Below are 20,096 nucleotides of genomic sequence, written 5' to 3' on the forward strand. Positions count from 1 at the left end.
CCGCGGCCAGCTCCCCACCCATCACAACAGGCCAACGGAACAAGCGATCAAACGGACACGCCACCGGCGAGTGAACCTGACCAGGCACTACTAGGCCCTGTCGTCAAATTCCCACCTACCCCGCGGGCGACGGCGGGAATGTGACGACAGGGCCTGGACGCGGTGATCGCCGAGATCCACCGCTCCAACATGACCAAGCTGGGCCCCGACGGCCGCGTCGCCCGCCGCGCCGACGGCAAGGTCCTCAAGGGCGACCACTACCGGGCGCCCGACATCGCCGCGGTCCTGAGCGCGCAGGGCTGGACCGGCTGACGAGCGGGGTGGACCGGCTGACCGGCGGGGACGGACCCGCTGGGACGGGCGTGCACGGGGTGAGGGGCGGGGCGTACTCCGCGGAGCGCCTACCCTGGTGACATGACCAGCAGCGACCGGAGCCAGGCAGTGGGCGTCAAGACATACGAAGTACGCACCTACGGGTGCCAGATGAACGTCCACGACTCCGAGCGGCTGTCCGGTCTCCTGGAGGAGGCCGGGTACGTGCGCGCGCCCGAGGACGCCGGCGAGGGCAACGCCGACGTCGTCGTCTTCAACACCTGCGCCGTACGCGAGAACGCCGACAACCGCCTCTACGGCAACCTCGGCCGCCTCGCCCCCATGAAGGCGTCCCGGCCCGGCATGCAGATCGCCGTCGGTGGCTGTCTGGCCCAGAAGGACCGCGACACCATCGTCAAGAGGGCGCCCTGGGTGGACGTCGTCTTCGGTACGCACAACATCGGCAAGCTGCCGGTCCTGCTGGAACGCGCGCGCGTGCAGGAAGAGGCGCAGGTCGAGATCGCCGAGTCCCTGGAGGCGTTCCCCTCGACGCTGCCGACCCGCCGCGAGAGCGCGTACGCGGCCTGGGTGTCGATCTCCGTCGGCTGCAACAACACCTGCACGTTCTGCATCGTCCCCGCGCTGCGCGGCAAGGAGAAGGACCGCCGCACCGGCGACATCCTCGCCGAGATCGAGGCGCTGGTCGGCGAGGGCGTCTCCGAGATCACGCTCCTCGGGCAGAACGTCAACGCGTACGGCTCCGACATCGGCGACCGCGAGGCGTTCAGCAAGCTGCTGCGGGCCTGCGGGACGATCGAGGGCCTGGAGCGCGTCCGGTTCACCTCACCGCACCCCCGTGACTTCACCGACGACGTGATCGCCGCCATGGCCGAGACGCCGAACGTGATGCCGCAGCTGCACATGCCGCTCCAGTCCGGCTCCGACACGGTGCTGAAGGCGATGCGCCGCTCGTACCGCCAGGAGCGCTACCTGGGGATCATCGAGAAGGTCCGCGCCGCCATCCCGCACGCCGCGATCACCACCGACATCATCGTGGGCTTCCCCGGCGAGACCGAGGAGGACTTCGAGCAGACGCTGCACGTGGTGCGCGAGGCCCGCTTCGCTCAGGCGTTCACCTTCCAGTACTCCAAGCGCCCCGGCACGCCCGCGGCCACCATGGAGGACCAGATCCCCAAGGAGGTCGTGCAGAAGCGCTACGAGCGTCTCGTCGCCCTCCAGGAGGAGATCTCCTGGGAGGAGAACAAGAAGCAGGTCGGCCGCACCCTGGAGCTGATGGTCGCCGAGGGCGAGGGCCGCAAGGACGGCGCCACCCGCCGGCTCTCCGGCCGCGCCCCCGACAACCGCCTCGTCCACTTCACCAAGCCGGACCAGGAGGTGCGCCCCGGTGACGTCGTGACCGTCGAGATCACGTACGCCGCTCCGCACCACCTGCTCGCCGAGGGCGCCGTCCTCGATGTGCGCCGGACCCGCGCGGGGGACGCCTGGGAGAAGCGGAACGCCGCGCCCGAGGCCAAGCCGGCGGGGGTGCTGCTCGGGCTGCCGAAGATCGGCGTTCCGGATCCGCTGCCGGTGGCGACGACGGGCGGGTGCGGGGGGCACTGACGGCCCGCTGCCGCCAGGCCGGTCGGCTGCTCTGGACGAGCCGTCCACGGTGACCGCCGCAGGCCCGCGACCCCTCCCGGCTGCCGGCCGCGCCCCACGGCGTCGGCCCGCGCCCTGTGCCCCACGGCGTCGGCCCGCGCCCCACGTTGCCGATCACGCGCCCCGGCGGCGCCGATCCGCGCCCCTCGGCGGCGCCCCGCGCGTCCGGCGGTGGTGGCGGTTACCCTGCGGATCATGCTTGTCGCCGCCGCTGTCTGTCCCTGTCCTCCGCTGCTCGTGCCCGAGGTGGCCGCGGGGGCCGCGCCCGAGCTGGACCGTGCGCGGGAGGCGTGCGCGGACGCGCTCGGCGTGCTCGCGGCCGCCCGCCCCGACCGCCTGGTCGTCGTGGGGCCCGCCGAGCGGGACGGGTGGTACGCCCCGGGCGCACGCGGGTCGTTCCGCGGGTTCGGCGTGGATCTCGACGTCCGGCTGGGGCGGGTTGAGGGTGGACAGGAGGCACCGGAAGGGGTGCTCCCGGCCTCCCTCGCGGTGGCTGCCTGGCTGCTGGACCGCGCCGACCTGTCCGCCCCCGTCGAGGGTGTCGCCGTGGCGGACCCTCTCGAACCCGAGCGGTGTGTTCAGGTCGGTCGGGACATCGCCGGGCGTGCCGAGCGGGTGTCCCTGCTGGTGATGGGCGACGCCAGCGCCTGCCGGACCCTCAAGGCGCCGGGGTACCTGGACGACCGCGCGGCCGGTTTCGACGCGGTGGTCGCGCACGCCCTCGCCGCGGTGGACCTGACCGCCCTGAAGACGCTGGACACGGGGCTCGCGGCGGAGCTGAAGGTCTCCGGCCGCGCCCCCTGGCAGGTGCTCGCCGGCGCCGCCGAGGAGGCGTCCCTGAGCGGCGGCCTGCTGTACGACGACGCGCCCTACGGCGTGGGCTACCTCGTGGCGACCTGGTCGTGACACGGCGGACGGCCGGGAGCGAGGTGCTCCGCGGCCGTCCGTCGATGTGAAGGTGGTCAGGAAGTCGGAGGCGGTGGTGGTGCCGCCCCACCGGCCGGAGGCGGGGTGACCCCGCCGGCCGGAGGTGGAGGAGGGGTGCCGCCGTGGTCTTCCTTGTGCGCGAGCCGGTCCATGGCGTGCTTCGCCTTGCCGGTGCCTGAGTGGATCTTTTCGCTGTACTTGCCCTTGGTCTTCCTGTCGACCGCGTGGGCGGCCTTGTCGAGACCGTGATGGATCTTGCCCTCGTGCTTCTGTGCGAGGTGCGAGACCTTCTCCTTGGCCGGGGAGAGTCTGGTTTTCATACTGTGCAGAAGATGCATGGTTCACCTTCCCGCGCGGACCTCACTTGCGGGCGCCCTCACTGGCCTCGTTGTCGGCGGCCTTCTCGGCGGTCTGCTGCTGGGGGATCTCGACGTCGTCCGCCGCGTCGACCACCTCCGCCACGGCGTCCTTCGCCTCGTCCTCGGTGCCGGCTTCCGGCTGGGCGGCCTCAGCAGATCCCTTCGCCTCGTCCGACTCTTCCGTCCCGGCCTCGGCGGTCGCCGCGGGGGTCGTCTCGGCGGCCTCCTCCGAGCCCTTCGCCTTGCGACGGAACAACGAAAAAACGCCCATATCAACCTCAATGCTACTCATGCGGGCTAATTCCCGCGCCTTCCCGGAGCGTCCGATTGCGTCGACCGGGTCGCCGGCACTCGAAGCCGGCGCATCAGAACACGCAACACGCAACGACCCCGCCCGCGTCGCGTCACGTAGCTCGTTCGAGATGAGGCCCCGAGGTTTGCGAGACTGGGGCGGTGAGTAGCGCAGTTCCCGCCCCGCGGGTCATCGCCGTCGTCGGCCCGACCGCGGCGGGCAAGTCCGATCTGGGCGTATTTCTGGCCCAACGCCTCGGCGGCGAGGTCGTCAACGCCGATTCCATGCAGCTCTACCGGGGGATGGACATCGGCACCGCCAAGCTGACCCCCGAAGAGCGCGACGGAGTCCCGCACCACCTCCTGGACATCTGGGACGTCACGGTCACCGCCAGCGTCGCCGAGTACCAGCGGCTCGCCAGGGCCCGGATCGACGCGCTCCTCGCCGAGGGGCGCTGGCCCGTCCTGGTGGGCGGCTCCGGTCTGTACGTCCGGGGGGCCGTGGACAACCTGGAGTTCCCCGGTACGGATCCCGAGGTCCGGGCCCGTCTGGAGGAGGAACTCACCCTGCGCGGCTCCGGCGCCCTGCACGCCCGGCTCGCCGCCGCCGACCCCGAGGCGGCCCACGCCATCCTGCCCAGCAACGGCCGCCGCATCGTCCGGGCCCTCGAGGTGATCGAGATCACCGGCAAGCCCTTCACCGCCAACCTGCCGGGCCACGACTCGGTCTACGACACCGTGCAGATCGGTGTCGACGTGGCCCGCCCCGAGCTGGACGAGCGCATCGCCGCCCGCGTCGACCGGATGTGGGACGCCGGACTCGTCGAGGAAGTGCGCGCACTGGAGGCGCAGGGGTTGCGCGAGGGGCGTACGGCCTCGCGGGCGCTCGGCTATCAGCAGGTCCTCACGGCACTCGCCGGGCAGTGCACCATGGACGAGGCGCGCGCCGAGACCGTCCGTGCCACCAAGCGCTTCGCGCGCCGTCAGGATTCATGGTTCAGACGCGACCCCCGGGTGCATTGGCTCAAGGGGGGTGCCGCGGACCTCACGGAACTCCCGCAGCTCGCACTGGCGTTGATCGAACGACCGGTTACAGCCTGATCACGTCATGGCATCGGGTCGCCCCGGCGGTCATCCCGGCCTCCGGGGGCGTGCCATCATCGAGCTTCGATCGACCAAGTGGAGTCCGAGTTGGGAGGGCGCGTGGCGATGGAGGCCGGCCCTCGCGACACCGCGCAAGGCGCGGAGCACGGCACCGCGGAAGACGCGGACCAGCTGGTTACCGAGGGGTACGCACTGGACCTCGATGGCGGTCCGCTGAGCCCCGACGGGCCGGACGACCAGACTCCGGACGGCGTGACCGACGACGGACCGGAACCGGACGAGATGTCCGCTCCGGAGGTCGAGGTCGAACTCCGCCCCCAGCGCCGGCTGCGTCTGTGGCAGCTCGCGCCCATCGTGGGCCTCGGCGCGGTCGGCTCCCTGATGTTCGCCTTCCCGCTCGCCTTCGAGTTCGGCGACGGCGGTGCCGTGGTCGCCATGCTCGGTCTGCTGATCTGCTCCATGGCGGGCGGCTGGGGCATGATGGCCGCACGCCGTGTGGGTTACACGTGGCCCGGTCTGCCCGCGCGGGGCTCCGGACGCCGCCCGGACTGGCGGGTCGTCCTCGGGTACGCCCTGGTGCTCGCCGCCGTGGTCGTCCTGGCCGTGTGGCGCGTGGCCCGGTTGCGCTAGGCGCGTCCGCGCACGGGCACCCCCCTGAACCCGTGCCCGGGGGGGACGGCCCCTCCACCCCGTACGATCGAGGAATGAGCACGCGGATCGCCTTCCTCAAGGGTCACGGGACCGAGAACGACTTCGTGATCGTCCCTGACCCCGAGAACCTCATCGACCTCACCCCCGCCGCCGTCGCCGCCCTGTGCGACCGGCGCGCGGGCATCGGGGGCGACGGCGTGCTGCACGTCGTACGGTCGGCCGCGCACCCCGAGGCCCGGGGGATGGCGGCCGAGGCCGAGTGGTTCATGGACTACCGCAACGGCGACGGCTCGGTCGCCGAGATGTGCGGGAACGGCGTCCGGGTCTTCGCGCGCTACCTCCAGCACGCCGGTCATGTCACCGAGGGCGACCTCGCCGTCGCCACGCGCGGGGGCGTGAAGAACGTCCACATCGCCAAGGACGGTGACGTCACCGTCGGCATGGGCAGGGCGCGCCTGCCCGAAGGGGACGTCACGGTGAGCGTCGGCGAGCACAGCTGGCCCGCGCGCAACGTCAACATGGGCAACCCGCACGCGGTGGCCTTCGTCGACGACCTCGCCCAGGCCGGCGACCTGTACACCCCGCCGCCGTTCAGCCCGGCCGCCGCCTACCCGGACGGGGTCAACGTGGAGTTCGTCGTCGACCGGGGCCCGCGCCACGTGGCGATGCGCGTCCACGAGCGCGGCTCCGGGGAGACCCGGTCGTGCGGCACGGGCGCGTGCGCCGTCGCCGTGGCCACCGCACGCCGGGACGGCACCGACCCCGCGGTGACGGGCACCCCGGTCACGTACACCGTCGACGTGCCCGGCGGAACCCTCGTCATCACCGAACGGCCCGACGGCGAGGTCGAGATGACCGGCCCCGCGGTGATCGTCGCCGAAGGAGAACTCGACGCCAACTGGCTCGAATCCGCCGTGCGTTGAGCCGTGTGAGGCTCGACACAGTGGTGCACGGCTCCCGCATGCCACAGGTGTACGAGTTGAAGGGCTGCTCAGAGGTGCGAATCCCAGGCAGGGCCGGGGTCGAGTGGCTCGAAACCGTAAACCCCTGAACCGTCGCTCGAATGGGTGATCCGTTTCACGCTCGGCGAGAGGCGGTCAGGTGGGCGTGGTGGGCTCGGTAGCATCAAGCACCGGCACGGACGGGGGAACGACACGATCCCTGAGCCGCCGCACGCCATGGGGCACCCGTCCGCCGGTCCACGCAGCCGGAGGTGCCCATGAGCGCGGAGGCCACGAACCCCGCCGTATCGCCCGCCCCTGCGCCGCCCACAGCGCACCGCAGGAAGGGCCGGCCCCGCATCGACCTGCGCCGTCTGGGCCGTGCCGCACTGCTGGGGCCGGCCACCCGTGACCGGATGCCCGACGCGATCAGCCACGTCGCCGAGGCCCACCGCGCCCACCACCCCGACGCCGACCTGGAACCGCTGCGCCGGGCGTACGTCCTCGCCGAGTCCTCGCACCGCGGCCAGATGCGCAAGAGCGGCGAGCCGTACATCACCCACCCGCTCGCCGTGACGCTGATCCTCGCCGAACTCGGCGCGGAGACGACGACCCTGACGGCCTCTCTGCTCCACGACACCGTGGAGGACACGGACGTGACGCTCGATCAGGTGCGCGAGCAGTTCGGCGAGGAGGTGCGCTACCTCGTCGACGGCGTCACCAAGTTGGAGAAGGTCGACTACGGCGCCGCCGCCGAACCCGAGACCTTCCGCAAGATGCTGGTCGCCACCGGCAACGACGTCCGCGTGATGTCGATCAAACTCGCCGACCGGCTGCACAACATGCGCACCCTCGGCGTGATGCGCCCCGAGAAGCAGGAACGCATCGCCAAGGTCACCCGGGACGTCCTGATCCCGCTCGCCGAACGCCTCGGCGTCCAGGCACTCAAGACCGAGCTGGAGGACCTCGTCTTCGCGATCCTCCACCCCGAGGAGTACGCCCAGACCCGAGAGCTGATCGCGGACAACGCCGCCCGGGAGAGCGACCCACTCGCCGAGATCGCCGAAGAGGTGCGCGCGGTCCTGCGCGAGGCCGGCATCCAGGCCGAAGTCCTCATCCGGCCGCGCCACTTCGTCTCCCTGCATCGGGTCTCGCGCAAACGGGGCCAGCTGCGCGGCACCGACTTCGGACGGCTCCTCGTCCTCGTCAACGAGGACGCCGACTGCTACGCCGTCCTCGGCGAACTGCACACCTGTCTCACCCCGGTGGTCTCGGAGTTCAAGGACTTCATCGCCGTACCGAAGTTCAACCTGTACCAGTCGCTGCACACGGCCGTCGCCCGCGGCGACGGACAGGTCGCCGAAGTCCTCATCCGCACGCACCAGATGCACAAGGTCGCCGAGGCGGGCGTCGTCGCGCTCGGCAACCCCTACGCCGCCCCCGTCGAGGACCAGACCGACGGCGAGCGCGCCACCGGCGAGGGTGAGCGCTCCGAGGGCGAGGGTGAGCGCGTCGACCCCACCCGCCCCGGCTGGCTCTCCCGCCTCCTCGACTGGCAGCGGGCCGCGCCCGACGCCGACATGTTCTGGTCCACCCTGCGCGAGGACCTCGCCCAGGACCGCGAGATCACCGTGTTCCGGCCCGACGGGGGCACCCTGGGCCTCCCCGAGGGCGCCAGTTGCGTGGACGCCGCGTACGCGCAGTACGGCGAGGACGCGCACGCCTGTATCGGCGCCCGCGTCAACGGCCGTCTGGCGACGCTGAGCACGGTCCTGAAGGACGGCGACACCGTCCAGCTCCTCATGGGCCAGGACCCCGCCTCCGAACCCTCCAGGGAGTGGCTGGAGCACGCCCACACCCCCGCCGCCCGCATCGCCATCCAGCGCTGGCTCGCCACCCACCCGTCGACCGCCGACGACGGACCGGACGCGCTCGACGAACGCCAGGACGAGGCGCCCGCCCCCCGCCCCGCCCATGACGAGCCCGCCGTGCCCTCGGACACCGCGAACGCCGTGGTCGTCGCCGACCAGCCCGACGCGAACGTCCGCCTCGCCGGCTGCTGCACCCCCGTACCGCCCGACGAGGTCACCGGCTTCGCCGTGCGCGGGGGAGTGGTGACCGTGCACCGCGTCGAGTGCGCCGCCGTGACCCGTATGAAGGGCCTGGGCCGCGGGGAGATCGCCGTGCACTGGGGGGACACCACCGAGTTCCGGGTCACCCTCGTCGCCGAGTCGTTCCAGCGGCCGCACCTCCTCGCCGACCTCACCGAGGCCATCGCGCTGGAGGGCGTCGCCATCGTCTCCGCCACCGTCGAACCCCCGACCCAGCAGCGCGTCCGGCACACGTACACGGTGCAGCTCCCGGACGCGGCCCTGCTCCCGAACCTGATGCGGGCCATGCGGAACGTGGCGGGCGTGTACGACGTGGCCCGGCCCCAGCACCAGGCGGCCGCCCAGTAGCCACCCGCGGGCCGGGCGGCTCAGCCGACCGCGGGGCCGCTCGTTCGGGTGGGACGGCTGCGAGTCGGCGGCGTGGAGCCCGGGCGCGCTGGTAGCGGTGGTCCATGCCGCTCACCCCACGCCCCAGGGCCCGCCGCACCAAGGCGGCGCTGCTCACCTCCGCCGTCTCCGTCTGCCTGATCGCCGCGAGCGCGCCCTCGCCCGCCCGTCCCCTCGGCGTCGGCGACCGCCTCTTCCCGCACCTCGGCAACCCCGGTTACGACGTGCGGTCGTACGACCTCGCCTTCACCTACCCCGGCGACAACCGCAGGCCCCTGACGGCCGTCACCACGATCGACGCCCTGACGACCTCGCCGCTGGACTCGGTGAACCTCGACTTCACCCACGGGAAGGTGAGCTCCGTCGAGGTCGACGGGACACCCGCCGCCTTCACCACCGCCGGCGAGGACCTGGTGATCACCCCCGGGGAGCCGCTCCCCGCGGGCAGCCGGACCCGCATCACCGTGCGGCACACCAGTGACCCCGTCTACACCGGGGACGAGGAGGGCGGCTGGGTGCGGACCGCCGACGGCCTCGCCATGGCCAACCAGGCCGACGCGGCCCACGTGGTGTTCCCCTGCAACGACCACCCGTCCGACAAGGCCATGTTCACCGTCCGCGTCACCGTGCCCGACGGCTACACGGCCGTCTCCAACGGTCTGGACGCCGGAACGCGGCGCGGCCCCGGCACCACCACCTGGACCTACCGCACCGCCCACCCCATGGCCACCGAACTGGCCCAGGTGTCCATCGGCCGCTCCGCCGTCGTGCGCCGCTCCGGGCCGGACGGTCTGCCCGTCCGCGACGTGGTCCCCGCCAAGGACCGCGAGCGGCTCGAACCGTGGCTGGCGAAGACCCCGGCGCAGATCGCGTGGATGGAGCGCAAGGTCGGCCGGTACCCCTTCGAGACGTACGGGGTGCTCATCGCCGAGGCGCAGACCGGGTTCGAGCTGGAGACACAGACCCTCTCCCTCTTCGAGAGGGAGCTGTTCACACGCGCCGAGTACCCGAAGTGGTACGTCGAGTCGATCATGGTGCACGAGCTGGCCCACCAGTGGTTCGGCAACAGCGTCAGCCCCCGCACCTGGTCCGACCTGTGGCTGAACGAGGGGCACGCCACCTGGTACGAGGCCCTCTACGCCGAGGAGACGGCGGGCAGGCCCATGGAGGCCCGGATGAAGGCCGCCTACAGCGCCTCCGACCGCTGGCGGGCCGCCGGAGGGCCGCCTGCGGCACCCAGGGTGCCCAAGGCCGGCCACAAGATCGGTATCTTCCGGCCGAACGTGTACGACGGGGCCGCGCTCGTCCTGTACGCCCTGCGCGAGGAGATCGGGCGCCCCGCCTTCGCACGGCTCCAGCGGGCCTGGGTCGCCGTCCACCGCGACGGCGTCGCGTCCACCGCCGACTTCCAGCGGCTCGCGTCCCGGATCGCCGGGCGCGACCTCGACGCCTTCTTCCAGGGCTGGCTCCACGAGGAGCGGACGCCGCCGATGCCGGGGCACCCGGAGTGGAGGACGGCCCCGGCGGAGGCTTCGGCGCAGCGGAACACGGGAAAATAACCCGCGTGACGAGACGAGGCGTGCCGTGCGACCATCTTCGAGTCGGCGGCACGGCCCACTGCGGTCGGCCGGGACCGGCCCCTAGGGGCTGTCTCAGGGTCGGTCCGGGGCCGCGACCGGGAATCTCCCGGCAGCCCCGGGCGTTGTCACCCATGACGGATCGTGGTCCGTCACCCATCGGTACCCCCATCGACGTAAGGATCCAATGACCTCCTCTTCATCCCCTTCCCAGGCCGCACAGCGCGCCTTCGCGCAGAACAACCCCGAAGGTCTTCGGGCCGATGCCCTGATGGAAGAGGACGTCGCCTGGAGCTTCGAGATCGACGGCGAGCGGGACGGCGACCAGTTCGACCGCTCCGAGCGCGCGGCCCTGCGCCGTGTCGCGGGCCTCTCCACCGAGCTCGAGGACGTCACCGAGGTCGAGTACCGCCAGCTCCGACTGGAGCGCGTCGTACTCGTCGGTGTCTGGACCACGGGGACCGCGCAGGACGCGGAGAACTCCCTGGCCGAGCTGGCCGCCCTCGCGGAGACGGCGGGCGCGCTCGTGCTCGACGGCGTGATCCAGCGCCGCGACAAGCCGGACGCGGCCACCTACATCGGCTCCGGCAAGGCAGACGAGCTGCGGGACATCGTCCTCGAATCGGGCGCCGACACCGTCATCTGCGACGGTGAGCTCAGCCCGGGTCAGCTCATCCACCTCGAAGACGTCGTCAAGGTCAAGGTCATCGACCGCACGGCCCTGATCCTCGACATCTTCGCCCAGCACGCCAAGTCCCGAGAGGGCAAGGCCCAGGTCGCGCTCGCGCAGATGCAGTACATGCTGCCGCGACTGCGCGGCTGGGGTCAGTCGCTGTCCCGGCAGATGGGCGGCGGCAAGGGCGGCGGCCTCGCCACCCGTGGTCCGGGTGAGACCAAGATCGAGACGGACCGGCGACGGATCCGCGAGAAGATGGCGAAGATGCGCCGGGAGATCGCGGAGATGAAGACCGGCCGCGAGATCAAGCGCCAGGAGCGCCGACGCAACAAGGTCCCCTCGGTCGCCATCGCCGGCTACACCAACGCCGGCAAGTCGTCCCTGCTCAACCGCCTCACCGGCGCGGGCGTCCTGGTCGAGAACGCCCTCTTCGCCACCCTCGACCCGACCGTGCGCCGGGCCGAGACCCCGAGCGGGCGGCTGTACACGCTGGCGGACACCGTCGGCTTCGTACGGCACCTGCCGCACCACCTCGTCGAGGCGTTCCGCTCCACGATGGAGGAGGTCGGCGACTCCGACCTGATCCTCCACGTGGTCGACGGCTCGCACCCGGCGCCGGAGGAGCAGCTGGCCGCCGTGCGCGAGGTCATCCGTGACGTGGGCGCGACGAACGTCCCCGAGATCGTGGTGATCAACAAGGCGGACGCGGCCGACCCGCTGACGCTCCAGCGGCTGCTGCGGATCGAGAAGCGCTCCATCGCGGTCTCGGCCCGCACCGGTGAGGGCATCGCGGAGCTGCTGGCGCTCATCGACAGCGAACTGCCGCGCCCGTCGGTCGAGATCGAGGCGCTCGTGCCGTACACCCACGGCAAGCTCGTCGCCCGTGCCCACACCGAGGGCGAGGTGATCTCCGAGGAGCACACCCCGGAGGGCACCCTGCTCAAGGCCCGGGTACACGAGGAGCTGGCGGCGGACCTGGCACCGTACGTACCGGCGCCGACGGTCTGACGCCTCACGCGAGGAAGGCCCGCCCCTCTCCCGAGGGGCGGGCCTTCGCCCATGGCCGGTCTTCGACGACGGGTCCGCCCGGGCCCCCGGACACCACTCACCGATCGCCGTACGACAGACTCAGGTCGTCGTACAGCGCCTTGGCGCCCTTGCCCAGCTGGGGCCCGGCGAGCCAGGTGTTGTCGGTCGGGCCGATCGACGTGTTGGAGACGAGCCGAGGCGCCCCGTCGACCATCCGGAACCATCCGCCGCCCGACGAACCGCCCGTCATCGTGCAGCCGATGCGGTACATCGTCGGCAGCGACGGATCGAGGGAGAGCCGCCCGGGCCTGTCGATGCAACGGAACATCGTCAGACCGTTGTACGGCGGTGCCGCCGGGTAGCCCCAGGCGCCGAGCGTGTCGATCCCGGACACAGGGGGCGCCGAGAAATCCACGTCCAGGGCCGAACCGACGGTCTCCTCCAGCGACGCGGAGCCCGACTCGGGCTTCACATGCAGCACCGCGTAGTCGTACGCCGCGCCGGCGCCGCCCTCCTGGGAGCCGCCCGCGATCCACTCGTCCGAGGTGGCGGCCCAGTCCGCCCACCACTGGCCGAACGGCGCGACCTCCTCCGCCGGGGCGCCCGCGGCCAGCTCATCCTCGGACCTGCCGAGGTCGTTGTAGGCCGGCACGAAGACGATGTTCCGGTACCAGCCGCCGCCGCTGCCCGCGTGCACACAGTGGCCGGCGGTCCACACCAGGTTGGACCTCCCCGGACGGTTCTCGTCCGAGACGACCGTGCCCGAGCAGACCATCGAGCCTTCGGGCGAGTCGAAGAAGATCTTGCCGACGGGACCGGCGTTCACGTGGTACGGCGTCTTCTCGGCCGTGGCCTCGACCGGTGCCGGGGGCGGGTCGCTGATGCCCTGGTCGAGGGAGGCGTCCTGCGGGGAGACCGTCTTCGCGGGGTCGTCGGCCTCGCGCATCCGCTCCGCGTCCCACAGGCCGTCGATCACCGGGTTGAAGAACTCCTCGGCCTCACCGAGCCACTGCTCCTCGTCCCAGTCCTCCCAGCCGCCGTCCTTCCAGTCGTCGACGTCGACGCCGTGCTCCCGGAGTCTGTCGGCGATGACGTCGGGGATACCGTCACCGTCTCTGTCGGCGGTGCGGGAGGCGGCGGCGCTGGGCCTGTCGCTCGTGCCCCCGCCGGCCGAGCCGCAGGCGGTCGCCGTCAGAGTGAGGACCACGACCAGTCCGGTGGCGGCGAGGAGGGGATGCCGCCGAAATGAGAAGCGCATGGTTCTCGACCCCCGTCGGAACTGCTCCTTGTGTCACGCCCACTATGCGGGGGCGCTGGGGGACACACGCAGAGCGCGCGGCGAACATTTCCGCGCGCCTCCTCCGGCCCCATACGTCGGCTCCTCCCGCACAACCCGTCGGCTCCTCCCGGACAACCCGTCGGCTCCTCCCGGACAACACTTCGGCGGCCGCCTTCCGACAGCCGCCGAACCGTCGTCGCGCGGTCGTCACCGCGTGCCGGACATCACCGCTGGGCGAACTTCTCGCTCACCGCCTCGTAGACGCCCTGCGCCTCCTCGCCCAGCCGCGGCCCGGCCAGCCAGCCCGCGCTCACCGGGCCGATGGAGGTGTTGGACACCAGCGCCGGTTTGCCGTCCGAGCCGGTCGCCACCCAGCCGCCGCCCGACGAACCGCCGGTCATGGTGCAGCCGATGCGGTACATCGTCGGGTCGGACTTCACCAGCGAGAGCCGCCCCGGCGCGTCCGTGCACTGGTACATCGTCTCGCCGTCGTACGGGGCGCCGGCCGGGTAACCCGTCGCGGTGATGCTGTCGACGTCCGGCACGGCGGGCGCGTCGAAGTCCACCGGCAGCGCCGACCCGACCATCTCCTCCAGGGACTTGCCGCCGCTGCCCGCCTCCGGCGTCACATGGATGACCGCGAAGTCGTACGGCGCTCCGTCGCCGCCCTTCTGGCCGCCCTGCTCGATCCACTGGTCCGAGGTCTGTGCCCAGTCACCCCACCAGACCCCGTACGGGGCGACCTCCTCCTTGGTGGCCGTGGACAGTTGCGAAGCCGGCAGACCGCTGTCGTTGTAGGAGGGGACGAAGGCGATGTTGCGGTACCAGCCGCCCGACCTGCCGGCGTGCACACAGTGACCGGCCGTCCAGACGAGGTTGGACTTGCCCGGATTGGCCGGGTCCTGCACTACCGTCGCCGAGCAGACCATCGTGCCCTCGGGTGCGTCGAAGAAGACCTTGCCCGCCTCGGGCACGTTCGCGTGGTACTTCGTCGACACCGCCTCCGCCTGCACGGCCTGCGGGGTCGGGTCGGTGACGCCCTGGTCGCCGGTGAGGTCGTTCTCGTCGACCTCCTTCTCCGGTTCCTCGGCGTCCCGCATCCGGTCCGGGTTCCACAGGTCCTTGATGATCGGGTTGACGTAGTCCTCGGCCTCGCGCAGCCAGTCGTCCTTGTCCCAGTTCTTCCAGGCCCCGCCCCGCCACTTGTCGAGGTCGATCCCGTGTTCCTTGAGCTTTTCCTTGATGTTGTCCGGGATCCGGATCTTGCCGTCGCCGCCGCTGTCCTGGGCGGACGCCGATGCCTCCGCGTTCGCCGTGGTCTCCCCCGAGCCGCAGGCGGTCGCGGTCAACGACAGGGCCGTGACGAGACCGACCGCTGCCAGGACGGGGGAGGTTCTGCGGCGCGCGCTCCTTCCACGACGAGCGGCGAAGAGCGGGCGTATGGGTCGCATGGTCTGAACTCCCCTGGGGCGTCGAAGAACTCTGTGCTGCCGAAGCGGTGCGCGCACGGCTTTGCCGCACGCCCGCCGCCTCCTCGTACGGCTCCGACACGACTCGTGCTCGGCTCCGCACGTCTGTTTCTTCGGACGTGGTCGCCGTACGCGCGGCTTGGTGCGGATCCGCCGAGCCGGGCGTCCCTCCGGAACGGCACCACACACTATGCGGTGCCTGTGAGGGACATCCGATGGAACGGCAACGGTTCCGTCACGGCAAGGATCTTCGCCTCACCCGCTTCCGAGTGCGTGCCGCGTCGTTGGTACGGGCGGGGACCCGCCGGTGCTCGGTGACCCCTGCCAACTCGCCTCTGAGCAGCGGGAGGAAGTGTAGTCGTGGCGGTGACCGAGTCTGCGGTGGCACCTGTCGAGAGCGAGCCGGGGCGGGCGCGTGCGGGACACGAGGACGAACGGGCGCCCGCACGGCGGGAGTACGAGGGGGCGCGCTCGGCGCACGAGGGGATCCTGCGGCGGCAGGCGGCGCGCGAGTCGGCGGCGCGCACCTACGCGCGTGCTCTGCCGATCGTGCCGGTGCGGGCACGGGGGCTGACCATCGAGGGCGCGGACGGCCGCCGTTATCTCGACTGCCTGTCCGGCGCCGGCACCCTCGCCCTCGGGCACAATCACCCGGTCGTCCTCGAGGCGATCCGCAAGGTGCTCGACTCGGGAGCCCCGCTGCACATCCTCGATCTGGCCACGCCCGTCAAGGACGCCTTCACCACCGAGCTGTTCCGCACCCTGCCTCCCGGTCTCGCCGACCGCGCCCGGGTGCAGTTCTGCGGGCCCGCGGGCACGGATGCCGTGGAGGCCGCCCTCAAGCTGGTGCGGGCGGCGACCGGCCGCACCGGGATGCTCGCCTTCACCGGCGCCTACCACGGCATGACCGCCGGGGCGCTCGAAGCGTCCGGGGGCGCCGGCGACGTACGGGTCGCCCGCCTGCCCTATCCCCAGGACTACCGCTGCCCGTTCGGTGTCGGCGGCGAACGCGGTGCCGAACTCGCCGCCCGCTGGATCGAGTCCGTCCTCGACGACACCAAGTCCGGTGTCCCGCTGCCCGCCGGGATGATCCTCGAACCCGTCCAGGGCGAGGGCGGTGTCATCCCCGCGCCGGACGGCTGGCTCCGCCGGATGCGCACGATCACACAGGCACGTTCCATCCCGCTGATCGCCGACGAGGTCCAGACGGGCGTGGGGCGCACGGGCCGCTTCTGGGCGGTCGAACACAGCGGGGTCGTCCCGGATGTCATGGTCCTCTCCAAGGCCATCGGCGGCAGCCTCCCCTTGGCCGTCGTGGTCTACCGCGACGACCTCGACGTGTGGCAGCCCGGCGCCCACGCCGGCACCTTCCGCGGCAACCAGCTCGCCATGGCCGCCGGTACCGCCACGCTCGCCTACGTCCGGGAGAACCTCCTCGCCGAGCGCGCCGAGACCCTGGGCGCCCGGATGCTCGCCCACCTCCACCGGCTCACCGGGGAGTTCCCCTGTGTCGGTGACGTACGAGGGCGAGGGCTGATGATCGGCATCGAGATGGTCAACCCCGCCGCGGCCCCGCCCTCCGGCGCCACCGGCCCGCATCCTCCCGCCCCGTCCCTCGCCACCGCCGTCCAGCGCGAGTGCCTCCGCCGCGGCCTGATCGTCGAACTGGGCGGCCGCCACGCCGGCGTCGTACGCCTCCTCCCTCCGCTGACGATCACCGACGAGCAGGCCGACGCCGTACTCGACCGCCTCACGGACGCGATCACCTCCGTGGCCGCCGCCGCAGCGCGGGGACCGGGAGCCACGCCGCCCGAAGAGGGCGGGCGCCTGGGGCACGTCCCCGGCGGTTGACTGGCCAGGCGGCCCGAGGCTCCGTCCGGGCGGCCCGAGGACCCAGCCGGACGCCCCCGGGATCCGTCCGGGCGCCCCGGGCCTCCGTCCGAACGCCTCCAGGATCCAGCCGCAGCGGTCACCCCCGCGCCACCGCACCAACGCCTCCCCCAGCAGCGCCCCCCTCAGCAGTCGGCCCGCTCGGACAACGACGACGTCCCGCACCGACCTCGTCCCCGCCACGCGCTTCCTCCCCATCAGCCCGTACCTCCCTCCCACCACACGACCACCCCGCCCGGACCACCACATCCAGGAATCCCCTTGACCGCGACCCCCGCCTCCGAAGGCCGCACCGACGCGTCCCAGGACGACACCCACTCCCCCCGAGCGTCCATCGCCCCAGCGGCGCCCGATGCCATGCCGGAGGACGCACATCCCGGCCCCCCGAACTCCGGGCGCCCTCCCCTCCCGGCCGCCGACCTGCTGGACCATCCCGACCCGCACATCGCGGCGCAGGTCGCGGCCGTGGAGAACCTGCTGCGTTGCTGGGTACGCGAGCACGACCTCACCCGCCCCGACGACGCCACTCTCCGCATCCCCCTCACCGCCACCGGTACGGCCCTCCTCGTCCCGATCCACCACTGGTCCCCGACCGGATGGCACCGCTTCGGCCTCCCCCGCCTCGCCGGCGCTCCCGAGACGGCGCCGCCCGCCGACGCGGCGACGGTGGCGGCCCTGCTGTCCAGAGAAGCCACGGCGGGCGAGGGCACGGCCCCGAACCCGCTCGTCCAAGACCCCCCACCCGCATCACTCGACCCGCTCGACCTCGTCGGCAGGGTCGCTGACTCCGCTCGACGGGTCGCCGGTTTCATCGCCGAGCGGCGGGCGCGGCCGGACGACGTGGCGGATCCGTTCCTCGCCGCCGAGCAGGCCCTCGTGCTCGGTCATCCGCTGCACCCCACCCCCAAGAGCCGGGAAGGGCTGTCCGAGGCGGAAGCACAGCGGTACTCGCCCGAGTGTCGTGGCTCCTTTCCCTTGCACTGGCTGGCCGTCGCACCGTCCGTCCTGTCGGCCGACTCGGCGTGGACGGAGCGCGGCCGGGTCGTTCCCGCCGCGCAGCTGACCGCACGGCTGGCCGGCGCCGGTCTGCCCCTGCCCGACGGCTACGCCGCCCTGCCCCTCCATCCCTGGCAACTGCGCGAGGTCCGACACCACCCGGCCGTCGCCGCCCTGCTGGACGCCGGGCTGCTGCTGGACCTCGGCCCCCACGGCTCCCCTTGGCACCCCACCTCCTCCGTCCGTACCGTCTACCGCACCGCTGCCCCCGCGATGCTGAAGCTGTCTCTGGGCCTGCGGATCACCAACTCCCGCCGCGAGAACCTCCGCAAGGAGCTCCACCGAGGCGTCGAGGTACACCGCCTGCTGCGCACCGGCCTGGCCAAGCACTGGCAGGCCGCCCACCCCGGGTTCGACATCGTCCGCGACCCCGCCTGGCTGGCGGTGACCGCGCCGGACGGCGACCCCGTGCCCGGCCTCGACGTCGTGATCCGGCACAACCCCTTCGGCCCGGCGGACGACGCCTGCTGTGTGGCGGGGCTCGTGTCACCGAGGCCATATGCGGACGGGTGGCCGTACACGACGGGGCGGTCAATGGACGGGGTGTCGGAGGACGGCCCGCACGAAGACGGCGAGCACCGGGCGAGCCACATTCCCGGGCAGCGGGCGTCCGTGCCCAGCCGAGCGCCGCACCCTCTCCCCGCCCCGCAGCCACCCACCCAAGGCGACCGTCTCCAGGAGGCTCCCGCCATGCGGTCCCGGCTCGCCGAGGTCGTCGCCCGGCTCGCCGGCCGCACCGGTCGCCCCACAGGCGCCGTCGCCGCCGAGTGGTTCCTGCGCTATCTGGAGCAGGTCGTGCGGCCCATCCTGTGGCTGGACAGCGAGGCCGGGATCGCCCTCGAAGCCCACCAGCAGAACACGGTCCTCCTGCTCGACCCCGACGGCTGGCCCAAGGGCGGGCGGTACCGCGACAACCAGGGCTACTACTTCCGCGAGTCCCGTCGTGCGGACCTCGACGCCCGGCTGCCCGGTATCGGCGAGCACAGCGACACGTTCGTCCCCGACGAGGTCACCGACGAACGGTTCGCGTACTACCTCGGCATCAACAACGTGCTCGGCCTCATCGGCGCGTTCGGCTCGCAGGGCCTCGCCGACGAACGGCTGCTGCTCGCCGCCTTCCGCCGCTTCCTCACCGGTGTCGCCACCGGCCCCGCCCGCTTGGCCACCCCCCTCCCGGCCCTGCTGCTCGACTCACCCGTCCTGCGCTGCAAGGCCAATCTGCTGACCCGGCTGAACGGCCTCGACGAACTCGTGGGCCCCGTCGACACCCAGTCCGTCTACGTCACCATCGCCAACCCCCTCCACACCTGACCCGATCGCCCCGATCACCGACTACTCACTTCACGTCCCGAGGAACATGACCCACCCCATCCCCTGAGAGGAGCGTCGCGTGCCTCCCACCGATGCGAGCACCACTTCCGGCACCGACACGGGCACCACCCAGGCCGGCACCACCCAGGCCGACAGCACCGAGGACACGCTCGAACTGCGCCTGCCCGACGACCTGGCCGCGTTCCTCGCCGAGGACGCCGACACCGGCGGCGAGGGTGCCGATCCGAGCCGGGAGGCACTCACGAAAGAGGGGGAACTGCTGGATCACCTCCCTGGCTGGGGGCCCGCGGTCACTCCCGTCGGCACGCTGCGCCTCCTACCCGTCCGCCTCGAACGAGACCTCCCGCTGATCACCCGCTGGATGAACGACTCCGCCGTGGCCTCCTCCTGGAACCTCGCCGGATCCGAGGAGGTGACCGCGAACCACCTCCGGGCCCAGCTCGACGGCGACGGCCGCAGCGTGCCCTGCCTGGGCATGCTGGACGGCACCCCGACGAGCTACTGGGAGATCTACCGGGCGGACCTCGACCCCATCGCCCGCCACTACCCGGCCCGCCCCCATGACACCGGCATCCACCTCCTCATCGGTCCGGTGGCCGACCGGGGGAGAGGTCTCGGCTCCGCCCTGCTGCGCGCCGTCGCCGATCTCGTCCTGGACAAACGTCCTTCCTGTGCCCGCGTCGTCGCGGAACCCGACCTTCGTAACTTCCCCTCCGTCTCCGCTTTCCTCAGCGCTGGTTTCCGGTTCTCGGCGGAGGTCGACCTGCCCGACAAGCGGGCCGCCCTCATGATCCGGGACCGGCTGCTGCGCGATCTGATGTAGATCACGTACTGATGTGGCTCAGGTACTGATGTGCCTCATGTAGATCCGATGTGCACCTGCTGTGACGCCGTCATTCCTGGTACACCGCCCGGCCCGGTCCGGTTCCCGATCCGGCCGGACGAGATTTTCAGGTGCGCCGACCCAAGCCCGCGTCTCCTTCCTCCATCGAAGAGAACCGCTCTTGATCCCGCTCCCCACTCCCTGTCCCACCCCCTGTCCC

Annotated in this window: 15 protein-coding genes and 1 pseudogene; 12 read left to right on the forward strand and 4 right to left on the reverse strand. The window is 72.1% G+C overall.

The genetic code is table 11. The features are described 5' to 3' along the window. Positions 1-153: 153 nt before the first annotated feature. The 3 genes and pseudogenes from ACZ4Z2_RS06230 to ACZ4Z2_RS06240 all read left to right on the forward strand — a co-directional run. Positions 154-312: pseudogene (locus ACZ4Z2_RS06230) on the forward strand (pyrophosphohydrolase domain-containing protein); the annotation flags it as partial. A 102-nt stretch (positions 313-414) separates the two neighbouring features. Beyond that, positions 415-1,935, forward strand: coding sequence for a tRNA (N6-isopentenyl adenosine(37)-C2)-methylthiotransferase MiaB (miaB, locus tag ACZ4Z2_RS06235; protein WP_468072906.1), 1,521 nt, complete (start codon positions 415-417; stop codon positions 1,933-1,935). A 234-nt stretch (positions 1,936-2,169) separates the two neighbouring features. Continuing rightward, entirely contained in the window at positions 2,170-2,880 is a 711-nt protein-coding gene (locus ACZ4Z2_RS06240) for a class III extradiol dioxygenase subunit B-like domain-containing protein (protein ID WP_468072908.1), read from the forward strand. 56 nt (positions 2,881-2,936) lie between these two features. Here ACZ4Z2_RS06240 and ACZ4Z2_RS06245 read toward each other — a convergent pair whose 3' ends face one another. Together ACZ4Z2_RS06245 and ACZ4Z2_RS06250 are read right to left on the reverse strand one after the other, a co-directional pair. Beyond that, positions 2,937-3,239: an antitoxin gene (locus tag ACZ4Z2_RS06245; protein WP_468072910.1), complete on the reverse strand. Its 303-nt coding sequence runs from the start codon at positions 3,237-3,239 to the stop codon at positions 2,937-2,939. Positions 3,240-3,261: 22 nt separating this feature from the next. Then, a complete protein-coding gene (locus tag ACZ4Z2_RS06250; protein ID WP_468072912.1) occupies positions 3,262-3,531 on the reverse strand; it encodes a hypothetical protein in 270 nt (89 codons plus the stop codon). Between the two features lie 182 nt (positions 3,532-3,713). Here ACZ4Z2_RS06250 and miaA point away from each other — a divergent pair, with 182 nt between their 5' ends. The 6 genes from miaA (at position 3,714) to hflX (ending at position 12,006) form a co-directional block, all read left to right on the forward strand. Then, complete coding sequence (miaA, locus tag ACZ4Z2_RS06255; protein WP_468072914.1) at positions 3,714-4,652, forward strand: tRNA (adenosine(37)-N6)-dimethylallyltransferase MiaA; 939 nt, start codon at positions 3,714-3,716, stop codon at positions 4,650-4,652. A 102-nt stretch (positions 4,653-4,754) separates the two neighbouring features. Beyond that, on the forward strand, positions 4,755-5,285 hold the full coding sequence (locus ACZ4Z2_RS06260) for a hypothetical protein (protein ID WP_468072916.1): 531 nt from the start codon (positions 4,755-4,757) through the stop codon (positions 5,283-5,285). Positions 5,286-5,359: 74 nt separating this feature from the next. Beyond that, positions 5,360-6,229 (forward strand): diaminopimelate epimerase, encoded by an 870-nt coding sequence (dapF, locus tag ACZ4Z2_RS06265; protein WP_468072918.1) that lies wholly within the window; start codon positions 5,360-5,362, stop codon positions 6,227-6,229. 296 nt (positions 6,230-6,525) lie between these two features. Next, positions 6,526-8,706: a RelA/SpoT family protein gene (locus tag ACZ4Z2_RS06270; RefSeq protein ID WP_468072920.1), complete on the forward strand. Its 2,181-nt coding sequence runs from the start codon at positions 6,526-6,528 to the stop codon at positions 8,704-8,706. 104 nt (positions 8,707-8,810) lie between these two features. Next, positions 8,811-10,304, forward strand: coding sequence for a M1 family metallopeptidase (locus ACZ4Z2_RS06275; protein ID WP_468072922.1), 1,494 nt, complete (start codon positions 8,811-8,813; stop codon positions 10,302-10,304). A 205-nt stretch (positions 10,305-10,509) separates the two neighbouring features. Further along, positions 10,510-12,006, forward strand: coding sequence for a GTPase HflX (hflX, locus tag ACZ4Z2_RS06280; RefSeq protein ID WP_468072924.1), 1,497 nt, complete (start codon positions 10,510-10,512; stop codon positions 12,004-12,006). 97 nt (positions 12,007-12,103) lie between these two features. Here the strand turns inward: hflX and ACZ4Z2_RS06285 are convergent, their stop codons facing one another. Together ACZ4Z2_RS06285 and ACZ4Z2_RS06290 are read right to left on the reverse strand one after the other, a co-directional pair. Next, positions 12,104-13,285: a trypsin-like serine peptidase gene (locus ACZ4Z2_RS06285; RefSeq protein ID WP_468072926.1), complete on the reverse strand. Its 1,182-nt coding sequence runs from the start codon at positions 13,283-13,285 to the stop codon at positions 12,104-12,106. Between the two features lie 245 nt (positions 13,286-13,530). After that, positions 13,531-14,757, reverse strand: a complete 1,227-nt coding sequence (locus ACZ4Z2_RS06290) for a trypsin-like serine peptidase (protein ID WP_468072928.1) — start codon at positions 14,755-14,757, stop codon at positions 13,531-13,533. Positions 14,758-15,135: 378 nt separating this feature from the next. On the opposite strand from ACZ4Z2_RS06290, the gene ACZ4Z2_RS06295 reads away from it, so the two are divergent. From ACZ4Z2_RS06295 to ACZ4Z2_RS06305, 3 genes are all read left to right on the forward strand, one after another. After that, the gene (locus tag ACZ4Z2_RS06295; protein WP_468072930.1) at positions 15,136-16,626 is read left to right on the forward strand and encodes a diaminobutyrate--2-oxoglutarate transaminase family protein; all 1,491 of its coding nucleotides are present in this window, start codon (positions 15,136-15,138) and stop codon (positions 16,624-16,626) included. Positions 16,627-16,926: 300 nt separating this feature from the next. Then, on the forward strand, positions 16,927-19,032 hold the full coding sequence (locus ACZ4Z2_RS06300) for an IucA/IucC family protein (RefSeq protein WP_468072932.1): 2,106 nt from the start codon (positions 16,927-16,929) through the stop codon (positions 19,030-19,032). Between the two features lie 79 nt (positions 19,033-19,111). Next, the gene (locus tag ACZ4Z2_RS06305) at positions 19,112-19,876 is read left to right on the forward strand and encodes a GNAT family N-acetyltransferase (protein WP_468072934.1); all 765 of its coding nucleotides are present in this window, start codon (positions 19,112-19,114) and stop codon (positions 19,874-19,876) included. Positions 19,877-20,096: the final 220 nt, after the last annotated feature.

Source organism: Streptomyces sp. NPDC030183 (assembly GCF_055573455.1).